We start from the raw sequence: 25,137 nt of genomic DNA on the forward strand, positions 1-25,137 counted from the left end.
AGTGCTCTCCGCACAGAACCGTGTGCCTGACCGGCCCGGCGCAGACGATCCCGGGCGAGGCCGACGGCTCGGCATCGACGTGGGCACGGTGCGCATCGGGGTGGCGGTGAGCGACCCCGACGGCATCCTGGCCACTCCGGTCGAAACGGTGCGCCGCGAGCGGACCGGCAAGCACCTGCGCCGGCTGAGCGCATTGGTTGCCGAACACGACATCGTCGAGGTGGTGGTCGGATTGCCGCGCACGCTGGCAGATCGGGCCGGGACGTCGGCGCAGGACGCGGTTGAGGTGGCCGATGCGCTGAGCGAGCGGATCGCGCCGGTGCCGGTCCGGCTGGCCGACGAACGATTGACGACGGTGGTCGCCCAGCGGTCGCTGCGGGAGGCCGGCGTGCGCGCCAAGGCTCAACGCGGCGTCATCGACCAGGCGGCCGCGGTGGGGATCCTGCAGGGCTGGCTCGACCAGCGCCGGAACGCCTCTGGGGGGCACAGCGAAGCGACCCGGGAAACGACGAGCGCCGGGAGCGACGATGTCTGACGGTTATGACGACCGGTCCGGTCCGGTGGCGGTCGGTCGGCCACGGCGCAAGCTGAGCCGCCTCGAGCGTGTCCGCGCCAAACGAAACCGCCACCGGCGCAGGATGATCGGGGCCGGGGCAGCCGCCCTGCTGGTGCTGGTTGTGGTGGCGGCGGTGTACTTGGGCGGCAAGCTCTTCAGCGGGGACAGCGGCTACTCCGGCGAGGGCAAGGACGACGTCGTCATCCAGGTGCACGACGGTGACTCCACCACCCAGATCGGTCAGACCCTGCGCGACAAGAACGTCATCTCCAACGTCAAGGGATTCGTCGACGCGGCCAAGAACAACGCCTCGATCGCCGCGATTCAGCCGGGCTTCTACACGGTGCGAACCGAGATGTCGGCGTCGGCGGCGGTGGATCGCCTGGCGGACCCGAAGAATCGGGTGGGCAAGCTGGTGATCCCCGAGGGCCGGCAACTCGACGACATCGCGGAGGTCGGCTCGGGCAAGGTCACCGACGGCATCTTCACCCTGATCTCGAAGTCCACCTGTATCCCGGTGAACGGTCAGCAGAAGTGTGTTGCCGCCGAGGATCTGCGTCGTGCCGCCGAGCAGGCGCCGGCGGCGGAGTTGAACGTGCCGGAGTGGGCGGCACAGCCGGTGATCGCGCTGGGCAAGAACCACCGCCGGCTGGAGGGGCTGATCGCCCCGGGCACCTGGAACGTCGATCCGTCGGCATCACCACAGGAGATTTTGGCCAAGCTGGTCGGACAGAGCGCCGACCACTACGTCGCCGTGGGGCTGCTGGACACCGCGGCCGCGATGCGCCTGTCGCCGTATCAGATCCTGATCGTCGGCTCGCTGGTGCAGCGCGAGGCCAAGCCCAACGATTTCGCGAAGGTCGCCCGGGTGATCTACAACCGGCTGGGTGTGCCGCAGAAGCTGGAATTCGATTCGACGGTGAACTATCCGCTGGACCGCCAGGAAGTCGCCACCACCGACGGCGACCGCGCGCAACTCACGCCGTGGAACACCTACGCGATGGAAGGCCTGCCGGCCACTCCGATCTGCTCGCCCGGCCAGGACGCGCTGGCCGCGGCTGAGCGCCCCGAGCCCGGGGATTGGCTCTACTTCGTCACCGTCGACACCGAGGGCACCACGCTGTTCACCCGGGATTACCAGCAGCACCTGGCGAATATCGATCTGGCGCGACACAACGGCGTGCTCGACTCCGCTCGGTGATGAGCCGGCGCAAGGCGGCGGTTCTCGGTTCGCCGGTCGCGCATTCCAAGTCGCCGCTGTTGCACCTGGCCGCCTACCGCGCGCTGGGCCTGACCGACTGGACCTACGAGCGCATCGAATGCACGGCCGCCGAACTACCGCGCCTGGTGCGGGGTTTCGGTCCGGAGTGGGTCGGGCTGTCGGTGACGATGCCGGGTAAGTTCGCCGCCCTTGCGGTCGCCGAGGAGCGCACCGAACGCGCCGATCTGGTCGGCTCGGCCAACACCCTGGTGCACATCGGTCGCGGCTGGCGCGCCGACAACACCGACATCGACGGGGTCGCCGGTGCCCTGGGGCACATCCGGCATCTGCGGCGCGCCATCGTGCTGGGCTCGGGCGGCACCGCGCCCGCGGCGGTGGTGGCGCTGGCCGACCTCGGCGTCACCGAGGTCACCGTCGTCGCCCGCGATCGTGACAAGGCGGCCCGGCTGCTGGATCTGGGGCGGGCGGTCGGGGTCACCGCGGAGTTCTGCGACCTGATCGACGGCGGCCTTCCGGCCGTGGTGGCCACTGCTGATGTTCTGGTGAGCACGATCCCGGCCGACGCCGCGGCCGCCTTTGCCGGGGTGTTCGCCGGCGTGCCGGTGTTGCTGGATGCGATCTACGATCCGTGGCCCACCCCGCTGGCCGCCGCCGTGCAGGACAGCGGCGGCGAGGTCATCAGCGGTGTGCAGATGCTGCTGAACCAGGCGTTCAGTCAGGTCGAACAATTCACAGGCCGGCCGGCGCCGCGAGAGCAGATGGCGGCCGCACTGGGCTAACGTGCGCCCATGCGCGCTGTGGTGGTCGGCATGCTGCTGGTGTGGGCGGTGGCGTTGACGGTCTTCGACGTGCGCCAGCGGCGGCTGCCCAACTCCTTGACGCTGCCCGGAGCGGTCATGGTGTTCCTCGGCGCTCTGGCGTGTGGACGTGGATTGCCAGCGCTGACAGGAGCATTGGCGTTGGCAGCGTTCTATCTTGTTGTGCACCTGGTGGTTCCGGATGGGCTGGGCGCCGGTGACGTGAAGCTGGCGCTGGGTGTCGGGGGACTCACGGGCGCTTTCGGATTCGACGTATGGCTGCTGGCGGCGCTGGGTGCCCCGGTGCTGACGGCGGTCCTGGCAGTCGCGGTGGCCGTGCGGAACCGAACCGCGAGCGTGCCGCACGGTCCGTCGATGTGTCTGGCGAGCCTGGCTGCTGCGGCGCTGGTGGTGTTCTGACGCAGTTACGTAGTCGCCGTCACTGGCTTCGCCGCGCCGGACGCCACCGTGGGCAGTGAGATCGACATCGAGTCAATGGTGATGTCGCCATAGGAGTAGAAGTTGAGGTACTCGATGGCAGAGGTGACGAGTTGGACATGCACCGATTGCCCTGGCGCCAAAGTCTGTGCGATCTCGCTCATCGCGAAATTGGTGACGGTGCGCGTCTGTCCGTCGAGCGTGACCGGGATCGGCGTGGAGATGGTGCCGAGGACCTGGTTGGTGGTGTCGTCGACGATTTGGGCGTAGACGTGTCTGGCGTTTCCGGTGCCTGAGTAGGTGAAGCTGATCAAGGGTGCGCCCACGATCTGGGTGTCCTCGGTGACCGGTGCCACCTGGAGGTTGACCGCGTTGAGGGCCGGCCCTGATGCGCCAAGGCCGAGCAGCGCCTGCAGTGGGCCTTTGAGCAGGATGCGGGGGTCGGGCCCGGTAACTCCGAAAAACGGGATGTAGGGCAGCGTCTGCGGTGTGGTGCGTACCGCGGTCAGGGGAGTGTCGTCGGTGCGGCTGCTACTGCAGCGCCGGCCAGTACGCCCACACCGATACCCAGGGCGACCGCTAGACCACCAACTCTGCCCACGTATGACCCCGCACCCATGAGCGCTTTTCCACCTCGTTTGCCGCAGATCACCAAGTAAACGCCGAATTACTACTCGAAAGTCAGGTGAACCGAAAGTGCTGTGCCCGTTCGGGTCTCACTTCCGTCGGCGACCGGCACATGTTGACGCAGCCGTTGATTCTGCTGGATCGGTGCCGACCGTGAATATTGCGGCGAGGCACAATCGGATGATGAAGGAGATCGGCAACGAGGACTATTACAACATTCAGATGGCCCTGATCCGCAACTATGGCTACACCGCCCGGAAGGTGGCCAATGCTGATGACGGTGCTCTGGCCCTCGAGGTGATCGACAGCGGCGACCGTGTGCTCATGACCATCACACCTTCCCTTGACGGGGGCAAATGGGTGATCAAGGTGCCGCGCGGCGAACCATTCGAAATACCCGTGGAGACTCCGCTCGACGAGTTGATAGACAAGATTGTCGCGGAATTGGAACGAACCCCCGAGAGCTGACCGGCCGCCCCCTCAGATCGCAGGGGGTCAACCCGTATCGCTGCCCGACGACGCGGCGTCGGTGAGCAGCTGGCGCAGCCGGTCCAGCGGGTCGCCGCCACCGAGCTGGTGTGGCGCCGACGGTGGCGCCCCGGGGCTGGGCAGCCGGTCAGGTGCGATGTCCGACAGTCCCTGGCCAGACGGCCCCAAAGCCGTTGGCGGCGTATCGGATTCGGCGGGAGCGACACCGACCGGGGGTGTGGGAGGCGGTGGCGGCGGTGGCGGTAGGGCTGCGTCGGCCTCCGGCGGTGGCGGAGCCGCCTGCAGATCAGCGATCTTCGAGTTCAACCGGGCCTCAGCACCCGCGCGGACCGTCCGCCGGTCGGGCTGCGGATCGTCGTTGCCGGCGAAACAGCCAGCGGGTGCCTCGGTGACGAGGCTCAGTGCGCTGCGATAGCGTTCCCCGGCTGCAGCGGTGCGGCCGGCAGTCGCCGCCACATCACCTTGCGTTTCTCGGACCAGTTCGGAGTTCACCAGTACCGGGCACGACGGATCGTGGGCCATCGCGCGGCTGAACTCGGTGTCGGCGTCGGCGAGGCGGCCCTCCAGGACAGCCGAAGAACCGCGGGCGAACGGCGCTTTCGCGGGCTCGATCACATTCAGCACGCCGAGCGTGGTGGCATCGGAGTGCAGCGCAGCGCCGTCACCGCGCTGAAAATGCGACACCGCCGAGTCGCCCACCAGGACAACCGACATCATCTTGATTGCCGCCACCACCGCCAGCAGCACCACCGGCGCGGACCACAGCAGCAGCCGCCGGCGCAACCGCAACCGCCCGGCCGTCACCGCGCCCCCCGCCGCGATGTGCGGTTTCGCGAGAACGCCCGCACCGCCAGATAGATCTCGGGCAGCAGCAGGACGGCGGACAGAAGTGCGAACAACCAGTACAGCTCGACGCGATCGGGAACCGGGGTGGACGACAACGACGCGGCCTCGGTGCCGCCGTCCGGTCGCAGGGCGGGTAGGTCGCGCGTCACCGGCTGAGCCGGGTCCCGATGTACGTACTGCACGCCGAGTTCGTCTGCAACGCGGCGTAATCGGCTCTCGTCGAGAGTGGAGATCGCCGGGCCGCCGGAGCGGCCGTCAGACAGATACGTCACCGCACCGTCGACGTAGGCGCCCGGAATCGGTCCGCCCGCCGCGGTGCCGTAACCGAACACCGCGCCGCCGGACACCCGGTCGCCGCCGTCGAAACTGCCCTGCGGTGTCGTCGACCCGCCGGCGCCCTCGCCGAGGTAGAACACCAGGTTCCGCGCGCCGGGGTATTGCTGGGCGGCCTGAATGAGTTGGTAGCGAAGCAGATTCGCCGCCGCCCCGGCGTTCACCTGAGCGGCGGCGTCCGGGGGCACGCTGACGTACGGGGAGAGCCCCGCGATCGCCGCCTTGAGACTCCAGACGTCTTCGGACAGCGGCCAGTCGATTTCCGGGTCCGACGCGAATCCGATCATCGCGAACCGCGCCTTCGGGTAGGTGTCGACGATCGCCGCCATATCGGTGCGGATGCCGGACATCCGCGTGGCCCCGCCGTAGTCGGAGACCCGGGAGTCCACCGAGCGGTCGACGACGAAGAACACGTTGGTGTTTGCGCCCTGGCTGACGGCAGCCGCATCCCGATCGGGTTGGGGCTGGGTGGGCGACTCGATGCCTGGCCGCGCTGCTGCGACGACCAGCATCAGCATCGCCACTGTCGTTGCCCCCCAGCGCAACAGCACCGCGCGGCGATGCTCACCGGGGTGGGCCAGGACCGTCGACAGGGTGACGGCCCGGGCGCCGACGATGACGGCGGCGAGTACCAGCAGTACGGCGATCGGCAGCACGGGATGCACGGTCATCGGCGCGCCACCACCAGGGCCACGCCCAGCAGGGCGGCGGCCGCCAACCCGGTGATGAGCAGCGGGCCGGGCTGGTCGGGCAGTTGTCCGCTGATTCGGGCACCGCCGGGTAGCACCACCGGCGCGGGATGGACGGCGATCGCCTGCAGATCATCGGGCAGGGTGGGATCCGATCCGCCCGGTCCCGCGGCGTGGTAGCGGAAGAACCGGCCGCCGGTGCGCCCGGCGAGTGCGTTGAGTTCGGTGTCACCGCGCTGGGCGGCATCACTGACGTCCACCCGGGATATGGCGTTCACCTGGATGCCGGCCTTGTCAGCCATGTCGGCCACCTGTTGCTCGCTGAACAGGGTGCGTCCGTCACCGGTCCCGAATGTGCTGGGCCCCAGATAGATCAGTGACCGGCGATGAGCGGTGGGTTCGGTGCCGAAGCCCGCCATGCACAGTGCGAGGGTGTCCCGCAGGTTGGGCGCATAGTCGGTGTAGTTCACCGACTTGGCGAACTGCGCGGCCTGCTGCGGAGTCGGCGCGCCGTAGTCGCCGAGGCGCTGGGCGGCGTACTGGTAGTCACGGGTCAGCGGCAGCACCCGCACCGTCGGGGAGGTCAAGCCGATCCGCTGGACGTCGAAGGTCGTTGCCTGTCTGGCGAAGTGGTCGAGGAACTGCGCGGTGGTGCCGTCGGTGACCGGCGCTGCGACACACAACATCACGTCCTCGGGGTGCAGCGCGTCGAATTCCCGCCCTGACCCCGACGGCCGCGCCGCGGTCAACGCGGCGGTCAGGAACAGGACCACCAGCAGCGCGATAGTCGTTGCCGCCAGCGCGGTTTCGCGCCGCCGGATCCGGGCGTACTCGGGTAGTGCGGTCAGCCGGTCGACGTGGGCCAGCGGCCGCAGCGTCCGGTCGCCTTTCGCCGTCGGCAGAGTGAGGGCGAGCACCACGCAGACGGCCAGGCATGCCATCGCGGCCAGCGCAACGGGCCACCATCTCAGGTCCACGACCGGATCAACTCCTCGGCCTGCGCGCCCAACCGGTCGGGGTCGGCGTCGGTACCGGCGTCGAATCGGGCGTCGCGCAACGCCGCGATCAGCGGGGCGGCCGGCGCCAGCGTTCCCGCCGCGATCTCGTCGACATGCAGATACTGCGCGCGCACACCGGTCGCCTGATGCAGGAAGCTGCGCACGGTGTGGCTCATCTGGTCGTAGGCCTGCGCATCGGACAACTCGCCGCGACCCCGCAGTTCGAGGATGTGGCGGATAGCGCCGGCAAAGCGCCGTCGCATCAGCCGGGCATGCAGGTCGCCGAGCGCGGGTAGCTCGCGAAGCCGGGTACCTGGCAGGGTCACCACGAAAACTGCTGCATACCAGACGATCACGACCACGAGAAGGATGATCGCGAGCCACAGCCACCAGGACGAGTACGGCGTGGGGCCGCCGACGAAGCGCAACAGGTCACCCGGCACGGGCGAACACCTCCGCCATAGCGGTGAGCCGCGACCGGATCTCGTCACGGCGTCCGATCGCGGTGAACGGGATCGCGTGGGTGGTCAGGAACGCCTCGAGCCGCGCCCGCCGCCGCTGCTCGGCGCGCCGGTAGGCGGCCTCGACCCGCTTGCCCAACCGGGCCCGGCTGGGCACAACCGCGCCGGTGGCGACGTCGTAGCCGTCGCTGTCACCGCTGACCGCGGGCATGTCGGAAACAAAAGCCCACAGCATGTCGTGGCGGGCCGCCAGCCGGGCGGTGACCTCGTCCAGGCCGGCGGTCACATCAGGTTCGTCAGACACCACGACCACCAACATTCGGCGGCGGTAATGCGTTGCCACATAGCGTAATTGGTCTTCGATACTGCTCTGTCCCGGGCGGTTCGCGGTGTGCCGGTAGAAGTGGTCGAGCATGCTCTCGATATGCGTCTCGCCGCGGCCGGCCCGGATGCTCACACACCCCCTGGAGTCCCCGTACACCATCCCGATCTCGTCCGAGCGGCCCAGCGTGATCAACCCGAACGCACCCAGGATCGCCTCGGCCACATCGCGTTTGGTTTCACCGCCGGCAGCCAATGCGGTCATGTTCCGGCCCGCGTCGGCAACCAGCAGGATCTTGTGATGCTTCTCCGACACGAAGCGCTTGATCAGCACCGTGCCCGAACGCGCGGTGGCCTTCCAGTCGATATCGCGGACGTCGTCGCCCGGCACATACGGCCGCAGGTCGTCGAACTCCATGCTGCGGGTGTGCAGCAACGCGTAGCGGCCGCCTTCCAGGAGCCCGCGGCTGTCGGAGCCGAAGAATCGCTTGGCCCGGTTGAGATGTTGACCCATGCCTTAGGGCACTCGGACCGCGTGCAGGATCGCGTCGATCACCGTATCGGAGGTGACGCCGGTGGCCGCCGCCTCGAAGCCGAGGATCAGCCGGTGCCGCAGGATGCGGTGGGCGAGCTTGGCGATGTCGTCGGGGATGACGTGGCTGCGCCCGGACAGCACCGCCAGCGCACGGGCGGCCCGGCAGAACGAGATCGTGGCACGCGGACTGGCGCCGTACTCGACGAGTCTGGCCAGCTTGGGCTCCAGATACACCTGCGGATTGCGGCTGACAGCGACCAGTTCACTGGCATAGCGCATCAGCGCCGGATCCATCTGCACTCCGCGCACCACCCGCTGCAGTGCGCGGATGTCGTCGAGGCCGACCACCGCGCCGCGGCGCCGGTCCTTGTCGAACAGGCCGGCGTCCATCCGGTGGATCATCTCGACCTCTTCGGCCACCGACGGATAGGCCACGACGTCCTTGAGCATGAACCGGTCGGTCTGGGCCTCCGACAGCGGATAGGTGCCCTCCTGATCGACGGGGTTCTGGGTGGCGACCACCAGGAACGGCTCGTCGATCGGGTAGACGGTGCCCGCAATCGTGGTCTGGCGTTCCTCCATCGCCTCCAGCATCGCGCTCTGGGTCTTGGCGCTGGACCGGTTGATCTCGTCGAGCAACACGATGTTGGTGTGCACCGGGCCCAGCTGGGTGACGAACCGGTTGGTCGCGGCCTCGTACACCTGGGTGCCGATGATGTCGCTGGGCAGCAGGTCCGGGGTGCACTGAATGCGGTGGAATCCGCCGTGGATGGATTCGGCAACCACCCGGGCGGCGGTGGTCTTGGCCAGCCCGGGCACGCTCTCGATCAGGACGTGGCCGCCGGCGGCAAGCCCGATGAGCAGCGATTCCCGCAGGTTGTCCTGGCCGACCACGGTCGCGGAAAAGGCGGCTGATACCGCATCCACGGTGCGCCGGGCCTGGTCGAGGGAACGTGGGTCAGTCTGCAGTCGAGCGGTGGTCATCGAGTCCTTTCACCGACTAGGCGATTCGGGTGTCGTCATCCACCGGGGTCGGAAGGGGATCGCCGAACGGGAAGTCGTAGTCACCGTATTCATCCCCTTCTTGGTCGGGCTCCGTTACGTCGTCTGCATCGCCGTCGGTGATGTCGGGAGCGAAATTCTCCGGCACCAACACATGCACGACGCCGGTCGACTCCTCGCTGCTCTGCTCCCGGCGGACGTCCGCGGCGACCAGCCCCAGGCCGGCCAACGCCAACACGATCACCCCGGTTGCGGCCCAGACGCTGCCGCTGATCAATGCCACCAGGAACATCACGGAGCCTGCTGCGGCGACGATGACCGCGTTGCGCATGATGTCCTCCCGAAGGACGGGTTACCCGCTGTTCGCATGGCGAACACCCTGGCGGTGGGAAAGCAGATTGGGTCTGCCGTGACCGACGTGGGAAGATGGGACGCGTGTTGCGATGGACGACCGCCGGTGAATCTCACGGCCGCGCGCTGGTAGCCGTGGTCGAAGGCATGGTCGCCGGTGTCGGCGTGACCTCGACCGACATCGCCGATCAGTTGGCCCGCCGGCGCCTGGGCTACGGCCGCGGCGCCCGGATGAAGTTCGAACAGGACCAGGTCACCGTGCTGGCCGGAGTGCGCCACGGCGAGACGCTGGGCGGCCCGATCGCCATCGAGATCGGCAACACCGAGTGGCCGAAGTGGGAAACCGTGATGGCGTCCGACCCGGTCGCGGCCGACGAGCTGGATGTGGCACGCAATGCGCCGCTGACCCGCCCCCGGCCCGGTCACGCCGACTTCGCGGGCATGCTCAAGTACGGCTTCGACGACGCCCGCCCGGTCCTGGAGCGGGCCAGCGCCCGCGAAACCGCCGCCCGCGTCGCGGCGGGCACCCTGGCCCGGTCCTTCTTGCGGCAGGCCCTCGGCGTCGAGGTGCTCTCACACGTCATCTCGATCGGGGCGTCGGCTCCGTACGACGGACCGCCGCCGGCCGCCGGCGACCTGGACCGCATCGACGAGAGCCCGGTGCGCGCCTCCGACAAGGACGCCGAAGCCGACATGATCGCCCAGATCGAGGCCGCCAAACGCGACGGCGACACCCTGGGCGGCGTCGTCGAGGTCGTCGTGCACGGCCTGCCGATCGGGCTCGGCTCGTTCACCAGCGGTGAGAACCGGCTGGACAGCCAGCTCGCGGCCGCGGTGATGGGGATCCAGGCCATCAAGGGTGTCGAGATCGGCGACGGCTTCGAGACGGCGCGCCGCCGCGGCAGTCAGGCCCACGACGAGATGTTCCCCGGCCCCGACGGTGTGGTCCGCTCGACGAACCGGGCCGGCGGCTTGGAAGGCGGCATGACCAATGGCCTGCCGCTGCGGGTGCGCGCGGCGATGAAGCCGATTTCCACGGTGCCCCGGGCGCTGGCCACCGTCGACATGGCCACCGGCGACGAGGCCGTTGCGATCCACCAGCGTTCCGACGTGTGCGCGGTGCCCGCCGCCGCCGTGGTCGTCGAGACCATGGTCGCCCTGGTCCTGGCGCGTGCGGTGCTGGAGAAGTTCGGTGGTGACTCGCTTCAGGAGACCCGCCGCAACGTCGAGGGCTACCTCCGGGCTGTGGCTGAGCGGATGCCCGCGCAGACGCAAGATTCGCCTGTGCGGGCGTCGGGATAGCACGATGGCGCCGAAGGCCGTGCTGATCGGACTGCCCGGCTCCGGGAAGTCCACCATCGGGCGGCGGTTGGCCAAGGCGATGGGCGTGGCGATGCTGGACACCGACGCCGCCATCGAGGAGAAGACCGGTCGCACCGTCGCCGACATCTTCGCCAATGACGGGGAGCCGGAATTCCGCCGCATCGAAGAAGAGGTCATCCGCGACGCGCTGGCCACCCACGACGGCGTCCTGTCGCTGGGCGGCGGGGCGGTCACCACACCCGGGGTGCGCGACGCGCTGTCCGGGCACACGGTGGTGTTCCTGGAGATCAGCGCCGCCGAAGGTGTGCGACGGACCAGCGGCAGTACGGTACGCCCGCTGTTGGCCGGGCCCGACCACGCCGAGAAGTACCGCACCCTGATGAACGAGCGGGTGCCGATCTACCGTCGGGTCGCCACGATCCGGATCAACACCAATCGCCGTAATCCCGGTGCCGTTGTGCGCCATATCATTTCGCGTCTGGAGAATCCACAGCCGCCCCGCCGGCGCAGGCCGCCCTGGCGGCGTTCGTCGTCGACGTCTGAAAAAGGTTCCACCCCAACGCCACCGGATGAGCCGGTGGAGTCCACCCCGGTCACGCCCGCCACCCCGGCGGCGCTGGCCGCTCGCCGCGCCGGAGTTCGCAAATGACTGAGTCCCTGTCGCCGGTGACCATCGAGGTCGCCGTCGATCCGCCCTACCCGGTGATCGTGGGCACCGGCCTGCTCGGCGAGCTCGGTGAGCTGCTCGGCGGCCGGCACAAGGTGGCGATCCTGCACCAGCCGGTGCTCACCCAGACCGCCGAGGCGATCCGGGCGCACCTGGCGGAGCTGGGGGTCGACGCGCATCGCATCGAGATTCCCGACGCCGAGGCAGGCAAAGACCTGCCGGTTGTCGGGTTCATCTGGGAAGTGCTGGGCCGCATCGGAATCGGACGCAAGGATGCGCTGGTGAGCCTCGGCGGCGGTGCGGCCACGGATGTGGCCGGCTTCGCCGCGGCCACCTGGCTGCGCGGTGTGGACATCGTGCACATCCCGACCACACTGCTGGCCATGGTCGACGCCGCGGTCGGCGGGAAGACCGGGATCAACACCGAGGCCGGCAAGAACCTGGTCGGCGCCTTCCATCAGCCGGCCGGTGTACTGGTCGACCTGGCGATGCTGGAGACGCTGCCGCGCAATGAACTCGTCGCCGGGATGGCGGAAATCGTCAAGGCCGGCTTCATCGCCGACCCGAAGATTCTCGACCTCATCGAGGCCGACCCGCAGGCCGCCGTCGACCCGGCAGGTGAGGTGCTGCCGGAGCTGATCCGGCGGGCGATCGCGGTCAAGGCCGAGGTGGTGGCCGCCGACGAAAAAGAGTCGGCGTTGCGCGAAATCCTCAACTACGGGCACACATTGGGCCACGCCATCGAACGCCGCGAGCGCTACAAGTGGCGCCACGGCGCGGCTGTCTCGGTGGGCTTGGTGTTCGCCGCGGAGCTGGGCCGGCTGGCCGGTCGGCTCGACGATGAGACCGCGGCGCGCCACCGCGCGGTGTTGACGGCGCTGGGCCTGCCGGTCAGCTACGACGCCGACGCCCTGCCCGATCTCGTCGAGAGTATGGCCGGCGACAAGAAGACCCGCTCGGGGGTGCTGCGGTTCGTGGTGCTCGACGGGCTGGCCAAGCCGGGGCGGCTGGAAGGTCCCGACCCGGCGCTGCTGGCTGCGGCCTACGCGGAGGTGGCGAAGTGACCACAGTGCTGGTGCTCAACGGCCCGAACCTCGACCGGCTCGGGCGCCGCGAACCCGAGATCTACGGCAGCACAACCTATGACGACCTCGTCACCCTGATCGAGACGCAGGCAACCGAACTGGGGCTCACCGCCGTGGTGCGCCAGAGCAACAGTGAAGGCCAGCTGCTGGACTGGTTGCACGCGGCCGCCGACGCCGGCGACCCGGTGGTCCTCAATGCCGGCGCGCTGACCCACACCTCGATCGCGCTGCGCGATGCGTGCGCCGAGCTGACGGCTCCGCTGATCGAGGTGCACATCTCCAATGTGCATGCGCGAGAAGAGTTTCGGCACCATTCGTACCTGAGCGCGGTGGCGACCGGTGTGATCGTCGGGCTGGGGGTACAGGGCTACCTGCTGGCGCTGCGCTACCTGGCAACCCTGGACGCCACGCCCGAGCAACCGTGAACAACCGGCTGGTGCTGGGCCAGGCCCGCGTCACACGCGTGGTCGAAACTCAGGTCCAGATGCGGACATCGCTGTTCGCCGACACCCCGGCGCAGGCCTGGGACGACAACGCCGATCTGCTGGAGCCGCACTTCTGGGATGGTGGCGGGCAGCAGTGGCGCATCGCGATGCAGTCCTGGGTGGTGGAGGTCGACGGTCTGATCGTTGTGGTCGACACCGGGGTCGGCAACGATCGCGACCGGCCGCACATGCCGCCCCTGGACCATCTCTCGACCGACTTCCTCGCCGCATTCACCGCGGCCGGCTTCGACCCGGCCGACGTCGACATCGTGGTCAACACCCACCTGCACACCGATCATGTCGGCTGGAACACCCAGCTGGTCGACGGTCGCTGGGTACCGACATTCCCCAACGCCCGCTACGTGATGCCCGAAGCCGACTACCGCTTCTTCGGTCCCGGGGGAGACGGCGAGAACGACGGCATGCGAACGGTGTTGGCCGACAGCGTGATTCCGGTGACCGATCAGATCCAGCTGTGGTCGGACGACCTGAAGCTCAGCGACTCGCTGCGACTGCGCCCGGCCGCCGGACACACGCCTGGATCCTCGGTGCTGTGGCTCGACGCGGGCAGCCCCGCCGTATTCGTCGGCGACCTCACACACTGCCCGATCCAGATCCGCAGGCCCGACGACGCGTGCGCGTTCGACGTCGACCCGGCCGCGGCCCGCGGCACCCGGCGTCGGGTGTTCGCCGAGGCCGCGCAGGCGCACGCGACACTCTTCCCCGCGCACTACCCCGGGCACGGGGGACCGGTGCTGGTCGAACGCGGTCAGGGGTTCGACGTCGACGGATGGGCGCCGATCGACCCGATCTAGCGACCGCGGCGAATGCGCTGCTCGTCGGTGCTCGCCACCGAGTTGCAGATCGCCGCTGTGAGCAGTGACGGCACTACGTAGGTCAGAACCAGGACGAAGATGACGACCGCCATGTTTGGCGTGGTCAGCCAGTCCTTCGGGAAGCGGTTGATGCTCATCGTCAGCCAGGCCCCGACGATCGCAAGAAGCGTCATCCCGACGGTGGCGAACCTGATCGAACGCAAACTCAGCCGCGTCGGCTCCTCGACGTCGAGCAGCGATTTGCGCAGTGCCCTGGTTCGTACCCGGACGAGCCAGAAGTCGATCACGATGATGACGGCCGCCGAAACGGTGATCAGCCCCACCACCCACAGCGGCGGTCGCTCGCCGTACATGAAGTGCAGATAGTCGATGGATGTTTCGCTGAGCACCAGCGTCATGGCCATCGCCGATGCGAACGTCAGCCAGCCCCCGAGGTCGGCCAGGAAGCAGTAGGAACTGACGTCCTCGGGTTCTTCTTCGGCCGATCGGCTGACCGCATGACTGGCCAGCATCCAGCCCAGGCCGCCGAACAATGCCGTTGCGCCCGCTGCCAGCATGCCGGTCAACACGGCTCCCTGCGTCCAGACGATCGCGCAGATGCCGCGTCGGTCGCCGTCGTCGGGGACCACGGCGCCGGTGATGATGCTGAACAGGTAGCTGTCGAGCATCAGGATGAGCACTGCGGCGGAGAAGAGCGCGATGGTGTGGACCGACTCGCGGTTTTTGCGGTCGAACAAGAGCGCGATGGCGGTGATCAGAAATCCGCCGAGCACACCGGCCAGTTGCGAGATCGACGCCGCCGACGTGATCATGCTCCACTGGTCGGAGCTACACGACTGATCCGGATTCATGGGGCGCCCCCGGCGCGGTACGGGTCAGGACTTGTCGGACTTGCCCGTCATGTCGATCTGCTCGGTCGGCTCGTCGCGCTCGGCGGTGGCCACCGCCGAGGTGTGCGCCTCGGTGGCCGCGGACTCCTGGTTGAGACCGGCGATCGGCCCGGTCCGGTCCTCGGTCTCGACGGCGTCGAACACGTCGTGCGCCTCGCCGTAACGGCGGCGCGGTTCGTCGGGACGCTTGCGGTCGACCAGGAAACGCCCGATCGCGACGGCGGCGATGGCCGGCACGAACACCATCAGCGCGGTGAACGCCGCGAAGGTGGTGACCTCACTGATCAAGCCCTCGGCGTAGACGTTCTTGTAGAACAGCGAGACGATCCAGGTGACCAGGCCGCTCAGGATGCCGGCGACCAGTCCGGCCAGCAGCCAGGTCATCGCCAGATCGCGGCGACGGTCCGGGTCAGGGTTGTCGTTGGCGTCGCCGCGGCCGTCGATCAGACCCCACAGGAATGCCGCGATCCCGAACACCACGACCAGCACGATGCTGATCAGTCCCGCCTTGGTTTCGTAGATGTTGATCAGCGTGCCTTGCACGAGACGGACGATCACCATGCCGGCAGCGAACGCCAGGCCGCGCAACAACCACGTAGTCATGAGGGACCAGCGTAGCGAGTACCGTCAGCGACCGTGACACATTGCCAACGTCGGGACCGGCTGGCCGCCCGGCTGTCCGCCGACGGACTGGACGCAATCCTGGTCAGTGACCTGGTCAACGTGCGTTATCTCTCCGGTTTCAGCGGGTCGAACGCGGCGCTGTTGGTCTTCGCAGGCGACACGCCCGACGTGTTGGCCACCGATTCGCGTTACCGGACGCAGGCCGCACAGCAGGCGCCGGACCTGGAAACGGTGATCGAGCGGGCCTGTGGGCGTCACCTCGTCGGCCGCGCGGTGGCCGACGGGGCCCGCCGGATCGGGTTCGAGAGCCACGTCGTGACCGTCGACGGGTTCGACGCCCTGGCCCGTGAAGTCGACGAGCACCCGGCGGCCGAACTGGTGCGGGCCTCCGGCACGGTCGAGGCGCTGCGGGAGATCAAGGACGCCGGTGAGATCGCCCTGCTGCGGCTGGCCTGCGAAGCCGCCGACGCCGCCCTGGCGGTACTGGTGAGCAGCGACGGGCTGCGGCCGGGACGCACCGAACGCGAGGTCGGCCGCCAGCTCGAAGCGCTGATGCTCGAGCACGGCGCGGACGGGCCGTCGTTCGAGACCATCGTGGCCACCGGAGCCAATTCGGCGATCCCACATCACCGGCCCACCGACGCGGTGTTGGGCAGCGGCGACTTCGTCAAGATCGACTTCGGCGCGCTGGTCGGCGGTTATCACTCCGACATGACCCGCACGTTCGTGCTCGGCGCCGCAGCCGAGTGGCAGCTGGAGATCTACGAGCTGGTGGCGGCGGCCCAGCGGGCCGGCCGCGACGCTCTCGAGGTGGGGGCGGATCTTCGTGACGTGGACGGTGCGGCCAGGCAGGTGATCGTCGACGCGGGCTACGGCGAGTTCTTCGGGCACGGCCTCGGGCACGGTGTCGGACTGCAGATCCACGAAGCGCCGGGAATCAACTCCGCCGCCGCCGGTACACTGCTTGCTGGCTCCGTGGTGACCGTGGAACCCGGTGTCTACCTGCCCGACCGTGGCGGTGTCCGCATCGAGGACACCCTGGTCGTCGGCGAGCGAAGCCCAGAACTACTGACCCGGTTCCCCAAGGAACTGACCGTCCTGACCTAGGAGAACGACCTACCGTGGCATCCACTGCCGATTTCAAGAACGGCCTTGTGCTGAACATCGACGGCCAGCTCTGGCAGATCACCGAGTTCCAGCACGTCAAACCGGGCAAGGGCCCGGCGTTTGTGCGCACCAAGCTCAAGAACGTGCTGTCCGGCAAGGTGGTCGACAAGACCTACAACGCCGGGGTGAAGGTGGAAACCGCGACCGTCGACCGGCGCGACGCCACCTACCTCTACCGCGACGGCTCGGATTTCGTGTTCATGGACTCGGAGGACTTCGAGCAGCACCCGCTGCCCGAGGCGCTGGTCGGCCGGCTGGCAGATTTCCTGCTCGAGGGCATGCCGGTGCAGATCGCGTTCAACGAGGGCGCGCCGCTGTACCTGGAGTTGCCGGTGACCGTCGAGCTCGAGGTCGCCAGCACCGAGCCCGGCCTGCAGGGCGACCGTTCCAGCGCGGGCACCAAGCCGGCGACGCTGGAGACCGGGGCCGAGATCCAGGTTCCGCTGTTCATCAACACCGGGGACAAACTGAAGGTCGATTCCCGCGACGGCAGTTATCTGGGGCGTGTGAACTCCTGATATGGCCGACCGCAAGGCCGACAAGGGTCGGCATCAGGCGCGCAAGCGTGCCGTCGACCTGCTGTTCGAGGCCGAGGCCCGGGGTCTGACCCCGGCCGAGGTGGCCGAGGGGCGCAGCGCGCTCGCCGAGTCGAACGCGGACGTGTCGGCACTGAACCCGTACACGGTGACCGTCGCGCAGGGCGTCACGGCGACCACGGCCCATATCGACGAGCTGATCACCTCGCACCTGCAGGGCTGGACGCTGGAGCGGCTGCCGGCCGTGGACCGCGCGATCCTGCGGGTGGCGGTGTGGGAGCTGCTGCACGCCGAGGACGTTCCGGAGCCGGTGGCCGTCGACGAGGCGGTCGAGCTGGCCAAGGAGCTGTCCACCGATGACTCACCTGGTTTCGTCAACGGGGTGCTCGGCCAGGTCATGCTGGTGACCCCGCAGATCCGTGCGGCCTCGCACGCGGTCACAGACGCGGTCCGGGGCCCCATCCCGGAGACGTAACCTCGCCGAGGCGGTCGCCGACGGGTTCGCCGCCCGCCTCGGTGAGCGAGTGCCGGCCTACTCCGGGGTGGCCCAGAAACAACAGCCAGCCGCGCACCGATCTACTCGAATCCTCCGGCGCCAGTGCGCATTTCCTGCACAACCCACTGCAGCGCGCGAAACGGGACGTCGACGTCATCGCCGGCCACGTGGTGTTCGACTACGACGTGAGCCGCGAGCTGGCCGGCGCGCTGGAGATCGGCGCGCCGGTCTCGCCGATCGCGATGGTCTAGCGGGCGCTCCTGGCATTGGCCATGAGCTCGGCCACCCGTTCACGCTGAGCCGGGTTCTCGAAGACGCCGTCCTTCTTGAAATACGTCCCGACGATGGCGCCGTCGGCCACAGCCAGCTGGTCGGCGACGTTCTCGGCCCTGACGCCGGTGTTGACGAACACCGGGACGGTGCCCGCGGATTTCTTGACGACGGACAGTGCCTCGAGATCCGTTGGGGCGCCGGCGGTCAGACCTGATACACAGATGGCGTCGGGAAGCGTCGCGAACACCGTGGTGCGGGTGATCGACGCGAGATCGCGCTGAGCGAGGTAGGTGGCGGACTCCGGAACGATGTTGAAGAACAGCTTCACCCCGGCGCCGCCGATGCGGGTGCGGTGACGGGCAACCTCACCGATGTTGGTGTCCCACAACCCGAAATCGCTGGCGTACACACCGGTGAAGATCTCGCGGACGTACTGTGCGCCGGTGGCGACCGCGAGGTCGATCGACGCGCGACCGTCCCACAACACGTTGACCCCGTACGGAATCGAGATGTCGCCGAGCAGCTGACCGATGATGCGGGCCATGGTGATCGCGGTGATCGGTTCGGTCTTCGTGAGGTAGGGCAGGCTGAACTCGTTCGAGATCATCACCCCGTCGACGCCGCCCTGCTGAAGCGCGTCGAGCTCCTCCTTGGCGCGGTCCACCACGGCTGTGAGTCCGGCTCGGGTGTCGAATCCGGGGTCGCCGGGCAGCGCGGAGAGATGAAGCATCGCGATCACGGGCTTCTGTACGGAGAAGACCTCGCGCACCCAGTCGGCCATGTGAACCCCTTTCGGTTGAGACTGTCTGTTTCTAACGCACCGCTGTCGAGTTCTGCAAGAAAATTACAGATTGTTCGGAATAGTCCGGTAATTGTTGCAGCAAAGTCGTGAAGACTTTACATTGAGTCCCACACTTCGTGAATCACTCACAACAAGGAGCGGGCGAACTGGTGTCAGCCAAGACGCGGCGTGCGCAGATAGAGCAGCGGGTCCTCGACGAAGGCGAGATCGAATACGCCTCGTTGGCACAGGAGTACGGCGTCTCCGAGATGACGATCCGCCGAGACGTCGACGCGTTGGAGGCATCCGGTCTGGTTCGTCGCATCACCGGTGGTGCGATCAAGGCCTACCAGAAGGCCGAAGAACCATCCTTCGAGAGCCGGGCGTCGAGATCGGCCACCGAGAAGATGCACATCGCCGAGGCTGCGGTCGAACTGCTCGAGCCCGGCGAGACCGTCATCCTCGACAGCGGCAGCACCGTGCTGGCGGTGGCTCGCGCCATCCGCGGGCGCCGGCTCGGGCTCACCATCGTGACGCCGAGCCTGCTGGCCGCCATCGAGCTCGCGGACGAACCCGACACCACGATCATCGTCACCGGCGGGAACCTTCGCCCCGGCGAGCTGAGCCTGATCGGCTTCGAAACCGAAGCGGTGTACCGGATGTACAACTGCGACACCTACATCATGGGTGTCGCCGGCGTCGACCCCGTCCGTGGCCTGACCGACTATCACCGGGTCGAGGGCAGCGCCAAGCGTGCGGCCGCCGGCGCCGCCGACCGCATCATCGTCGTCGCCGATGAGTCCAAACTCGGCCGGGTCCAGCTGTTGACCGTTGCTCCGCTGAGCGCGGCGGGCCACATCGTCACCGACAGTCCTCCCGACCACCCCACCCTGGTGGCCGCTCGCAACCTCGGCGTCGAGGTGCTGTGCGTGGATCGAGACGGCAGGCCCGGCGACGGCGTCCTGGATGAAGCCCTGTGAGCGGCTACACCATCGGGGTGGACATCGGCACGACCGGCACCAAGACGGTGCTGCTGGACACCGACGGTGGCATCGTCGCGCACACCAGCCGTGAATCAACACTTTTCAGTGACCGACCCGGCTGGGCCGAGGCGGATCCGGACCAGTGGCTGGCCAATGTGGTCAGCTCGCTCACCGAGGTCGTCTCCGCCGCGGGTATCGCACCGGCGGATGTCAAAGCCATCGCCACCACGGGCATGGTGCCTGCCGTGATCGCCATCGATGCCGCCGGCCGGCCATTGCGGCGGGCAATCCTGCAGAACGACGCCCGGGCCGCCGACGAGATCCGCACCCTGGCAACGGCCCTGGCCGATATCGACCTCGTCGAATTGACGGGTGCCGCGCTGACCCAGCAGTCGGTCGCGCCCACCGTACTCTGGCTGCAGCGCCACGAACCTGATATCGCCTCGCGGACAGCCTATTTCGTCGGCTCCTACGACTGGTTGCTGGTCGCTCTCGGTGCCCCGGCTCATGTCGAGAAGAACTGGGCCCTGGAGTCCGGCCTGTTCACCATCGGCGGCGAGCCGGTCGGCGCGGTGATGTCCGCCGCCGGTATCGATCCCGCGCTCCTGCCGCCGGTCCGCTCGCCCGGAGACGTCGCCGGCGGGCTCAGCGACGAGATGGCCGAACGCACCGGTCTGCGCGCGGGCACCGCGCTGGTCGTCGGTGGTGCCGACCACGTGTTGTCGGCGTTCGCGGCGGGCGTCGAAGAACACGGCGACTGGTTGGTGAAGCTGGGGGGAGCCGGCGACATCCTGGTGGCCAGCGACGATCCCGTCGTCGACCGACGCCTGTACCTGGATGCCCATCCGGTGCCCGGACGGTGGCTGCCCAACGGCTGCATGGCCACCAGCGGCAGCCTGATCCGCTGGTTCCAAAGCCTCATCGGCGGTGCGGATCTGCTGAACTTGGACAGCGAAGCGCAGCAGCGCAGGCCCGCCGAAGTCCTCTGCCTTCCGTACTTCCTCGGCGAAAAGAGCCCGCTGCACGACCCGGACCTGCGCGGTGTCTACGCCGGCCTGCACTTGGGTACCACCCGCGCCGACATGTACCGCGCGACCCTGGAGGCCATCGCCTTCGGCTTCCGCCACCACGTCGAAGTGTTCGGCGAGCTGGGTATCGAGCTCGGCCGTGCATCGATCACCAACGGCGGCAGCAAGTCCACGCTCTGGAAGCAGATCCACGCCGAGGTCCTCGGCGTGCCGGTGCATCCGATCGTCGACCATCCCGGCGCCTCACTGGGGGCCGCGCTGATCGCCGCGGTCGGTGTCGGAGCGCTGGCGGGATGGGACCAGTGCCGGCAGTTCGTCCGGCTCGGCGAACCCGTCGTGCCCGACCCCGCCAATGTCGCGGTCTACGACGCCGCATACCAGGAATGGCGCGACCTGGCCACCGACACCACCGCCATCTCGCACACGCTAGCTGAAAGGACTCGTCAATGAGCAAGACCGTGGTCGTCACCGGAGCCGGATCGGGAATCGGCAAGGCGATCGCTACCGTTGCCGCCCAACGCGATTGGCGGGTGGTCGTCACCGACATCGATCTCGACGCGGCCGCCGCCGTTGCGGCCGGCCTTGACGACCCGGCCGGCCTGGGCCACGAAGCCACCCAGCTCGACGTCACCGATCCGGCGCAGGCCGCCATGGTCGCCGACGACATCGCCGACCGGCTCGGGCTGGACGCGTGGATGAGCAACGCCGGCATCTCGTTCATGGTGCCGTTTCTCGACGTGTCGCTGGACAACTACGAGCTGACGATGGACATCAACCTCAAGGGGGTCTTCATCTGCGGTCAGGCGGCCGCCCGCGCCATGGTCCGCACCGGGCGCCGGGGGACGATCGTCAACACCGCGTCGATGGCGGGCAAGCAGGGCCGCGTGCCCTATCTGTCCGACTACGTCGCCTCCAAGCACGGGGTCGTCGGCCTGACCCAGGCGATGGCATACGAACTCGCCGAGCACGGCATCACCGTCAACTGTGTGTGCCCCGGATTCGTGGCCACCCCCATGCAGTCGCGCGAATTGGACTGGGAAGCGCAACTTCGCGGAACCACGCCCGAGAAGGTCAAGCAGATGTGGATCGACGACACACCGCTGGGCCGTTTACAGCAGCCGGAGGACGTCGCCTACACCGTCGCCTTCCTGCTCTCCGATGACGCCCGGTTCATCACCGGCGAGGCGCTGGCCGTCAACGGCGGCGCCTACATGGATTAGCCCTGATGTTCACCACCGAAAAGGGGAAGCAATGAAGTTCACAACTCCGGGGTTGCGGCGCGCCGCAACATGTCTGGGCGCCATCGGCGCGTCGGCGCTCCTACTCTCGGGGTGCGCGGGCAGCGGCGGGCCGGAAACCCCGTCCGCGACCGGCTCTGGCCAGATCCCGACCGACATGTCGGGCACCGTCAACATCTTGATGGAAAACGTGCCCGACACCGACATCGTCAAGTCGATGATCCCCGAGTTCAACAAGAAATACCCGAACATCAAGGTGAGCATCGAGCCGCAGACCTACGACCAGATCCGCGACAAGCTGGTCGCATCCTTCCAGGCGCCCAAGGCGACCTACGACCTCGTCGTCGTCGACAACGTCTGGATGAAGGACTTCGTCGCTGCGAACTGGTTGCAGCCGTTGGATTCTCGCATCGACTCGACGGCCGACTACGACTACGCGGACTTCTTCAAGCCGCTCACCGACATCGACACCGTCGACGGTAAGCGGTACGCGGTGCCGTTCTACAACTACGCGCTCGGTTACATCTACAGCGTGCCCGACTACCAGAAGGCGGGCCTGACCGAACCGAAGACCCTCGAGGACCTGGTGGCCAACTCGAAGAAGCTGGTCTCCGGTGATCGGGCCGGCATCGCCATGCAGCCGCAGCGCGGCTACAAGGTGTTCGAGGAATGGGCCAACTTCCTGTTCGCCGCGGGCGGTTCGATCTACGACGACTCGGGCAAGTACACCCTCGACACCCCCGAGGCCAAGAAGGCGCTGTCGGCCTACGTCGACCTGTACAACACCGCAGCCCCGAAGAACAGCCTCAACTGGGGCTTCGACGAGGCCGGCCGGTCGGTGTCCAGCGGGCAGTCGGCGTCACTGGTCAGTTACAACTGGAACCTGCCGTCGCTGAACGCCCCGGACGGAACGGCCGCCAAGTCCGGCGTCGGTCCGTTCAAGTTGACCGCCATGCCCGGTGGCGTCGACGTGCTGGGCTCGTGGAGCTGGGCGATCCCGCAGAACTCCGGGAACGCCGACGCCGCATGGGCATTCGCCTCGTGGCTGACGTCCAAGCCGGTCGACCTCGAGCGGGTCATCAAGGGCGGCGCAGTCATTCGCAGCAGCAGCACGCAGGATCCCAAGGTGCTCGCCGACGGATTCGGTGCCGACTATTACTCGGTGGTCAAGGACATCCTGTCCAAGGCCAAGCCGCTGAGCAACCAGACCAACGCCGAGGAGATGATCCAAGCCGTCGGAACGGAATTGAACGAGGCCGTGGCCGGCACCAAGAGCATCGACGACGCCCTGCGCGATGCGCAGGCCGCCGCCGAGAAGACCCGAGGCTGACCCCGATTCTGACACTGTGGGATCCGGCGACCGTGACGAGTAGGAAGGACCCGGCATGACCAGATTCAAATACGGGATGTTGAGTCCGCTGCTGGCGCTGTTCGTCGCGGTCGTCGGATTCCCACTGTTCTACGCGCTCTACCTCAGCGCCACCGACTACAAGCTCACCGATCGGCGCGCACCCCGGTTCGTCGGACTGACGAACTACGTCAACACCCTCACCAACGCCGATTTCTGGCAGGCATTCGGGACCACCGCCACCTACGTCCTGGTGGCGGTGGTACTCGAGCTGGTCATCGGCCTGGTGCTGGCGATGGCGCTGCAGCGTCAGAAGTGGGCTCGGGATGTCACCCGCGCAATGTTGCTGGCGCCCATGTTCATCACGCCGGTCGCCGTCGGTCTGACGTTCCGATTCCTGCTCAACGACCAGCTCGGCGCAATCCCGTTCGTGCTGAAGAAGTTCGGTGTGGACATCGATTTCCTGGGCTCGGGTCATGCGCTCTACACGTTGGCCCTCATCGACGTCTGGCAGTGGACACCGTTCATGGTGTTGCTGTTGCTGGCCGGCCTGGAATCGATCCCCAAACAGCCGCTGGAGGCGGCACGCGTGGACGGCGCGCCGCCCTGGTATGTGTTCTGGCGGGTCATCCTGCCGCTGCTGCGGCCCGTGCTGGCGGTCGCGGTGCTGCTGCGGGCGCTGGACGCGATGAAGGTCTTCGAATACGTCTACGCCACCACCAAAGGCGGACCCGGCACCGAAACCCAGACCCTGCAGTACTACACGTATCAGACCGGCGTGCAGTTCTTCCGGCTCGGCAGCGCGGCCTCGATGGCGTTCGTGGTGCTCGCCGTGGTGCTGACCGCGGTCGTGATCACCTTCCGGCTGCTGGAGAGGAACCGCGACGCATGAGCGGTGTGAAGGGATACACGCTGGCCCGCATCGTGGTGCTGTGGGTCGGTGTCGTCGTGGTGGTCATGCCGATCGCATGGATCGTCCTGGCGAGCTTGAAATCTCCTGTACAGCTCAATGATCCGGCCCTCATCCTGTTCAGCCCCAATCTGGACAGCTGGCGGTCGGTGCTGTCCTCGGGCATCCTCGACGCGGCGGCACGCAGCTTCGCAGTCGCGTTCATCAGTGTGGCCATCAGCCTTGTGGTCGGCTGCATGGGTGCGTACGCGATCACCACGTACCGCGCCGGCGGCACCGCCACCCGATTCGGGCTCCTTGCCGCGCAGATGATTCCGCCCGCCGTGCTGGTCTTTCCGTTCCTGACCATGGCGTATGCGCTTCGCCTGCAGGACAGCCTGGTACCGGTGATCTTCGCGCACCTGAGCTTCGTCGCGCCGGTGGTGACGTGGTTTCTCATCGGCTTCTTCGAGGCGGTGCCGAAGTCCATCGAAGAGCAGGCCCGCGTCGACGGCTTCGGCCGGTTCCGGGCGTTCCTGCTGGTCGTCCTGCCTCAGGTGTTGCCGGGCATCGGGGCGTCGGCGATCTTCGGCTTCACGCTGTCGTGGAACGACATGTTCTACGGCCTGATCCTGGCGCCGGGCAACGCCAAGATCCTGCCGGTGGCGATCGCCGGGTTCAACACCTTCCGCGGAGTGCAGATCGGATCGATGTGCGCGGCGATTTTGATCGCCGTCGTCCCGGTTGTCATCGCGAGCTTCTTTGTTCAGCGCCGCCTGGTCCAGGGCATCAGCGGCGGCGCGGTCAAGACCTAGCACGGCAG

The 25,137-nt window shown here is 67.8% G+C and carries 29 protein-coding genes and 2 pseudogenes; 20 read left to right on the forward strand and 11 right to left on the reverse strand.

Features of this window, described 5'->3' with window-relative positions; translation table 11 throughout:
- Position 1 precedes the first annotated feature (1 nt).
- The 4 genes from ruvX to CRM90_RS15835 are packed head-to-tail and all read left to right on the forward strand — an operon-like array spanning position 2 to position 2,995.
- Positions 2–535 (forward strand): Holliday junction resolvase RuvX, encoded by a 534-nt coding sequence (gene ruvX, locus CRM90_RS15820; RefSeq protein WP_102807910.1) that lies wholly within the window; start codon positions 2–4, stop codon positions 533–535.
- Positions 528–1,757: an endolytic transglycosylase MltG gene (locus CRM90_RS15825; protein WP_102807911.1), complete on the forward strand. Its 1,230-nt coding sequence runs from the start codon at positions 528–530 to the stop codon at positions 1,755–1,757. The genes ruvX and CRM90_RS15825 overlap by 8 nt, the downstream gene beginning before the upstream one ends.
- The gene (locus tag CRM90_RS15830; RefSeq protein ID WP_102807912.1) at positions 1,757–2,557 is read left to right on the forward strand and encodes a shikimate dehydrogenase; all 801 of its coding nucleotides are present in this window, start codon (positions 1,757–1,759) and stop codon (positions 2,555–2,557) included. Before CRM90_RS15825 ends, CRM90_RS15830 begins: the two co-directional genes overlap by 1 nt.
- A gap of 9 nt (positions 2,558–2,566) precedes the next feature.
- Positions 2,567–2,995 carry a prepilin peptidase gene (locus CRM90_RS15835; RefSeq protein ID WP_102807913.1) on the forward strand — a complete coding sequence of 143 codons (429 nt, stop codon included), beginning with the start codon at positions 2,567–2,569 and terminating at the stop codon, positions 2,993–2,995.
- Between the two features lie 5 nt (positions 2,996–3,000).
- Here CRM90_RS15835 and CRM90_RS15840 read toward each other — a convergent pair whose 3' ends face one another.
- On the reverse strand, positions 3,001–3,369 hold the full coding sequence (locus CRM90_RS15840) for a hypothetical protein (protein ID WP_102807914.1): 369 nt from the start codon (positions 3,367–3,369) through the stop codon (positions 3,001–3,003).
- A 454-nt stretch (positions 3,370–3,823) separates the two neighbouring features.
- Here CRM90_RS15840 and CRM90_RS15845 point away from each other — a divergent pair, with 454 nt between their 5' ends.
- Complete coding sequence (locus CRM90_RS15845; protein ID WP_142391383.1) at positions 3,824–4,108, forward strand: hypothetical protein; 285 nt, start codon at positions 3,824–3,826, stop codon at positions 4,106–4,108.
- 27 nt (positions 4,109–4,135) lie between these two features.
- Here CRM90_RS15845 and CRM90_RS15850 read toward each other — a convergent pair whose 3' ends face one another.
- Genes CRM90_RS15850 through CRM90_RS15880 form a run of 7 tightly spaced genes read right to left on the reverse strand, consistent with a single transcriptional unit; the run spans position 4,136 to position 9,645 of the window.
- On the reverse strand, positions 4,136–4,933 hold the full coding sequence (locus CRM90_RS15850) for a hypothetical protein (protein ID WP_233209356.1): 798 nt from the start codon (positions 4,931–4,933) through the stop codon (positions 4,136–4,138).
- Positions 4,930–5,979, reverse strand: a complete 1,050-nt coding sequence (locus CRM90_RS15855) for a vWA domain-containing protein (protein WP_102807917.1) — start codon at positions 5,977–5,979, stop codon at positions 4,930–4,932. The genes CRM90_RS15850 and CRM90_RS15855 overlap by 4 nt, the downstream gene beginning before the upstream one ends.
- Positions 5,976–6,974, reverse strand: a complete 999-nt coding sequence (locus tag CRM90_RS15860) for a vWA domain-containing protein (RefSeq protein ID WP_102807918.1) — start codon at positions 6,972–6,974, stop codon at positions 5,976–5,978. Before CRM90_RS15860 ends, CRM90_RS15855 begins: the two co-directional genes overlap by 4 nt.
- Positions 6,965–7,438: a hypothetical protein gene (locus CRM90_RS15865; protein WP_102807919.1), complete on the reverse strand. Its 474-nt coding sequence runs from the start codon at positions 7,436–7,438 to the stop codon at positions 6,965–6,967. Before CRM90_RS15865 ends, CRM90_RS15860 begins: the two co-directional genes overlap by 10 nt.
- Positions 7,428–8,291: a DUF58 domain-containing protein gene (locus CRM90_RS15870; protein WP_102807920.1), complete on the reverse strand. Its 864-nt coding sequence runs from the start codon at positions 8,289–8,291 to the stop codon at positions 7,428–7,430. Before CRM90_RS15870 ends, CRM90_RS15865 begins: the two co-directional genes overlap by 11 nt.
- 3 nt (positions 8,292–8,294) lie before the next feature.
- A complete protein-coding gene (locus tag CRM90_RS15875) occupies positions 8,295–9,296 on the reverse strand; it encodes an AAA family ATPase (protein ID WP_102807921.1) in 1,002 nt (333 codons plus the stop codon).
- 16 nt (positions 9,297–9,312) lie between these two features.
- Complete coding sequence (locus CRM90_RS15880) at positions 9,313–9,645, reverse strand: hypothetical protein (RefSeq protein ID WP_102807922.1); 333 nt, start codon at positions 9,643–9,645, stop codon at positions 9,313–9,315.
- A 104-nt stretch (positions 9,646–9,749) separates the two neighbouring features.
- Between CRM90_RS15880 and aroC the strand changes: the two genes are divergently transcribed.
- The 5 genes and pseudogenes from aroC to CRM90_RS15905 all read left to right on the forward strand — a co-directional run bounded on the left by aroC (position 9,750) and on the right by CRM90_RS15905 (position 14,040).
- Positions 9,750–10,967 carry a chorismate synthase gene (gene aroC, locus CRM90_RS15885; RefSeq protein WP_102807923.1) on the forward strand — a complete coding sequence of 406 codons (1,218 nt, stop codon included), beginning with the start codon at positions 9,750–9,752 and terminating at the stop codon, positions 10,965–10,967.
- A 4-nt stretch (positions 10,968–10,971) separates the two neighbouring features.
- Positions 10,972–11,484, forward strand: a pseudogene (locus CRM90_RS15890) (shikimate kinase); the annotation flags it as partial.
- 149 nt (positions 11,485–11,633) lie between these two features.
- Complete coding sequence (gene aroB, locus CRM90_RS15895) at positions 11,634–12,719, forward strand: 3-dehydroquinate synthase (RefSeq protein ID WP_102807925.1); 1,086 nt, start codon at positions 11,634–11,636, stop codon at positions 12,717–12,719.
- Positions 12,716–13,165, forward strand: coding sequence for a type II 3-dehydroquinate dehydratase (gene aroQ / locus CRM90_RS15900; protein ID WP_102807926.1), 450 nt, complete (start codon positions 12,716–12,718; stop codon positions 13,163–13,165). Before aroB ends, aroQ begins: the two co-directional genes overlap by 4 nt.
- Complete coding sequence (locus tag CRM90_RS15905) at positions 13,162–14,040, forward strand: MBL fold metallo-hydrolase (protein WP_102807927.1); 879 nt, start codon at positions 13,162–13,164, stop codon at positions 14,038–14,040. The genes aroQ and CRM90_RS15905 overlap by 4 nt, the downstream gene beginning before the upstream one ends.
- On the opposite strand, the gene CRM90_RS15910 is transcribed toward CRM90_RS15905, so the two are convergent.
- Both CRM90_RS15910 and CRM90_RS15915 read right to left on the reverse strand, forming a co-directional pair.
- Positions 14,037–14,912 (reverse strand): hypothetical protein, encoded by an 876-nt coding sequence (locus CRM90_RS15910; protein WP_102807928.1) that lies wholly within the window; start codon positions 14,910–14,912, stop codon positions 14,037–14,039. The two genes, CRM90_RS15905 and CRM90_RS15910, sit on opposite strands and share 4 nt — an antisense overlap.
- Positions 14,913–14,936: 24 nt before the next feature.
- Positions 14,937–15,554, reverse strand: coding sequence for a B-4DMT family transporter (locus CRM90_RS15915; protein ID WP_102807929.1), 618 nt, complete (start codon positions 15,552–15,554; stop codon positions 14,937–14,939).
- A 33-nt stretch (positions 15,555–15,587) separates the two neighbouring features.
- Between CRM90_RS15915 and CRM90_RS15920 the strand changes: the two genes are divergently transcribed.
- From CRM90_RS15920 to CRM90_RS15935, 4 genes and pseudogenes are all read left to right on the forward strand, one after another.
- A complete protein-coding gene (locus CRM90_RS15920; RefSeq protein WP_102807930.1) occupies positions 15,588–16,682 on the forward strand; it encodes a M24 family metallopeptidase in 1,095 nt (364 codons plus the stop codon).
- Positions 16,683–16,696: 14 nt separating this feature from the next.
- Positions 16,697–17,260, forward strand: coding sequence for an elongation factor P (efp, locus tag CRM90_RS15925; RefSeq protein WP_036338071.1), 564 nt, complete (start codon positions 16,697–16,699; stop codon positions 17,258–17,260).
- A 1-nt stretch (position 17,261) separates the two neighbouring features.
- Complete coding sequence (nusB, locus tag CRM90_RS15930) at positions 17,262–17,753, forward strand: transcription antitermination factor NusB (protein WP_102807931.1); 492 nt, start codon at positions 17,262–17,264, stop codon at positions 17,751–17,753.
- A 4-nt stretch (positions 17,754–17,757) separates the two neighbouring features.
- Positions 17,758–18,025, forward strand: a pseudogene (locus CRM90_RS15935) (acyl-CoA dehydrogenase family protein); the annotation flags it as partial.
- On the opposite strand, the gene CRM90_RS15940 reads toward CRM90_RS15935, so the two are convergent.
- Positions 18,022–18,828: a BtpA/SgcQ family protein gene (locus tag CRM90_RS15940; RefSeq protein WP_102807932.1), complete on the reverse strand. Its 807-nt coding sequence runs from the start codon at positions 18,826–18,828 to the stop codon at positions 18,022–18,024. The pseudogene CRM90_RS15935 and the gene CRM90_RS15940 overlap by 4 nt on opposite strands.
- Positions 18,829–18,998: 170 nt before the next feature.
- Here CRM90_RS15940 and CRM90_RS15945 point away from each other — a divergent pair, with 170 nt between their 5' ends.
- The 6 genes from CRM90_RS15945 to CRM90_RS15970 all read left to right on the forward strand — a co-directional run bounded on the left by CRM90_RS15945 (position 18,999) and on the right by CRM90_RS15970 (position 25,129).
- Positions 18,999–19,808, forward strand: coding sequence for a DeoR/GlpR family DNA-binding transcription regulator (locus tag CRM90_RS15945; protein ID WP_233209357.1), 810 nt, complete (start codon positions 18,999–19,001; stop codon positions 19,806–19,808).
- Positions 19,805–21,289: an FGGY-family carbohydrate kinase gene (locus CRM90_RS15950; RefSeq protein ID WP_102807934.1), complete on the forward strand. Its 1,485-nt coding sequence runs from the start codon at positions 19,805–19,807 to the stop codon at positions 21,287–21,289. Before CRM90_RS15945 ends, CRM90_RS15950 begins: the two co-directional genes overlap by 4 nt.
- Positions 21,286–22,059: an SDR family NAD(P)-dependent oxidoreductase gene (locus tag CRM90_RS15955; RefSeq protein ID WP_102807935.1), complete on the forward strand. Its 774-nt coding sequence runs from the start codon at positions 21,286–21,288 to the stop codon at positions 22,057–22,059. Before CRM90_RS15950 ends, CRM90_RS15955 begins: the two co-directional genes overlap by 4 nt.
- A gap of 31 nt (positions 22,060–22,090) precedes the next feature.
- Positions 22,091–23,407 carry an ABC transporter substrate-binding protein gene (locus CRM90_RS15960; RefSeq protein ID WP_102807936.1) on the forward strand — a complete coding sequence of 439 codons (1,317 nt, stop codon included), beginning with the start codon at positions 22,091–22,093 and terminating at the stop codon, positions 23,405–23,407.
- A 55-nt stretch (positions 23,408–23,462) separates the two neighbouring features.
- Positions 23,463–24,317: a carbohydrate ABC transporter permease gene (locus tag CRM90_RS15965; RefSeq protein WP_233209358.1), complete on the forward strand. Its 855-nt coding sequence runs from the start codon at positions 23,463–23,465 to the stop codon at positions 24,315–24,317.
- Between the two features lie 65 nt (positions 24,318–24,382).
- Positions 24,383–25,129, forward strand: a complete 747-nt coding sequence (locus tag CRM90_RS15970) for a carbohydrate ABC transporter permease (RefSeq protein ID WP_370506931.1) — start codon at positions 24,383–24,385, stop codon at positions 25,127–25,129.
- Positions 25,130–25,137: the final 8 nt, after the last annotated feature.

This window comes from Mycobacterium sp. ENV421 (genome assembly GCF_002887815.1).
GTDB lineage: Bacteria > Actinomycetota > Actinomycetes > Mycobacteriales > Mycobacteriaceae > Mycobacterium.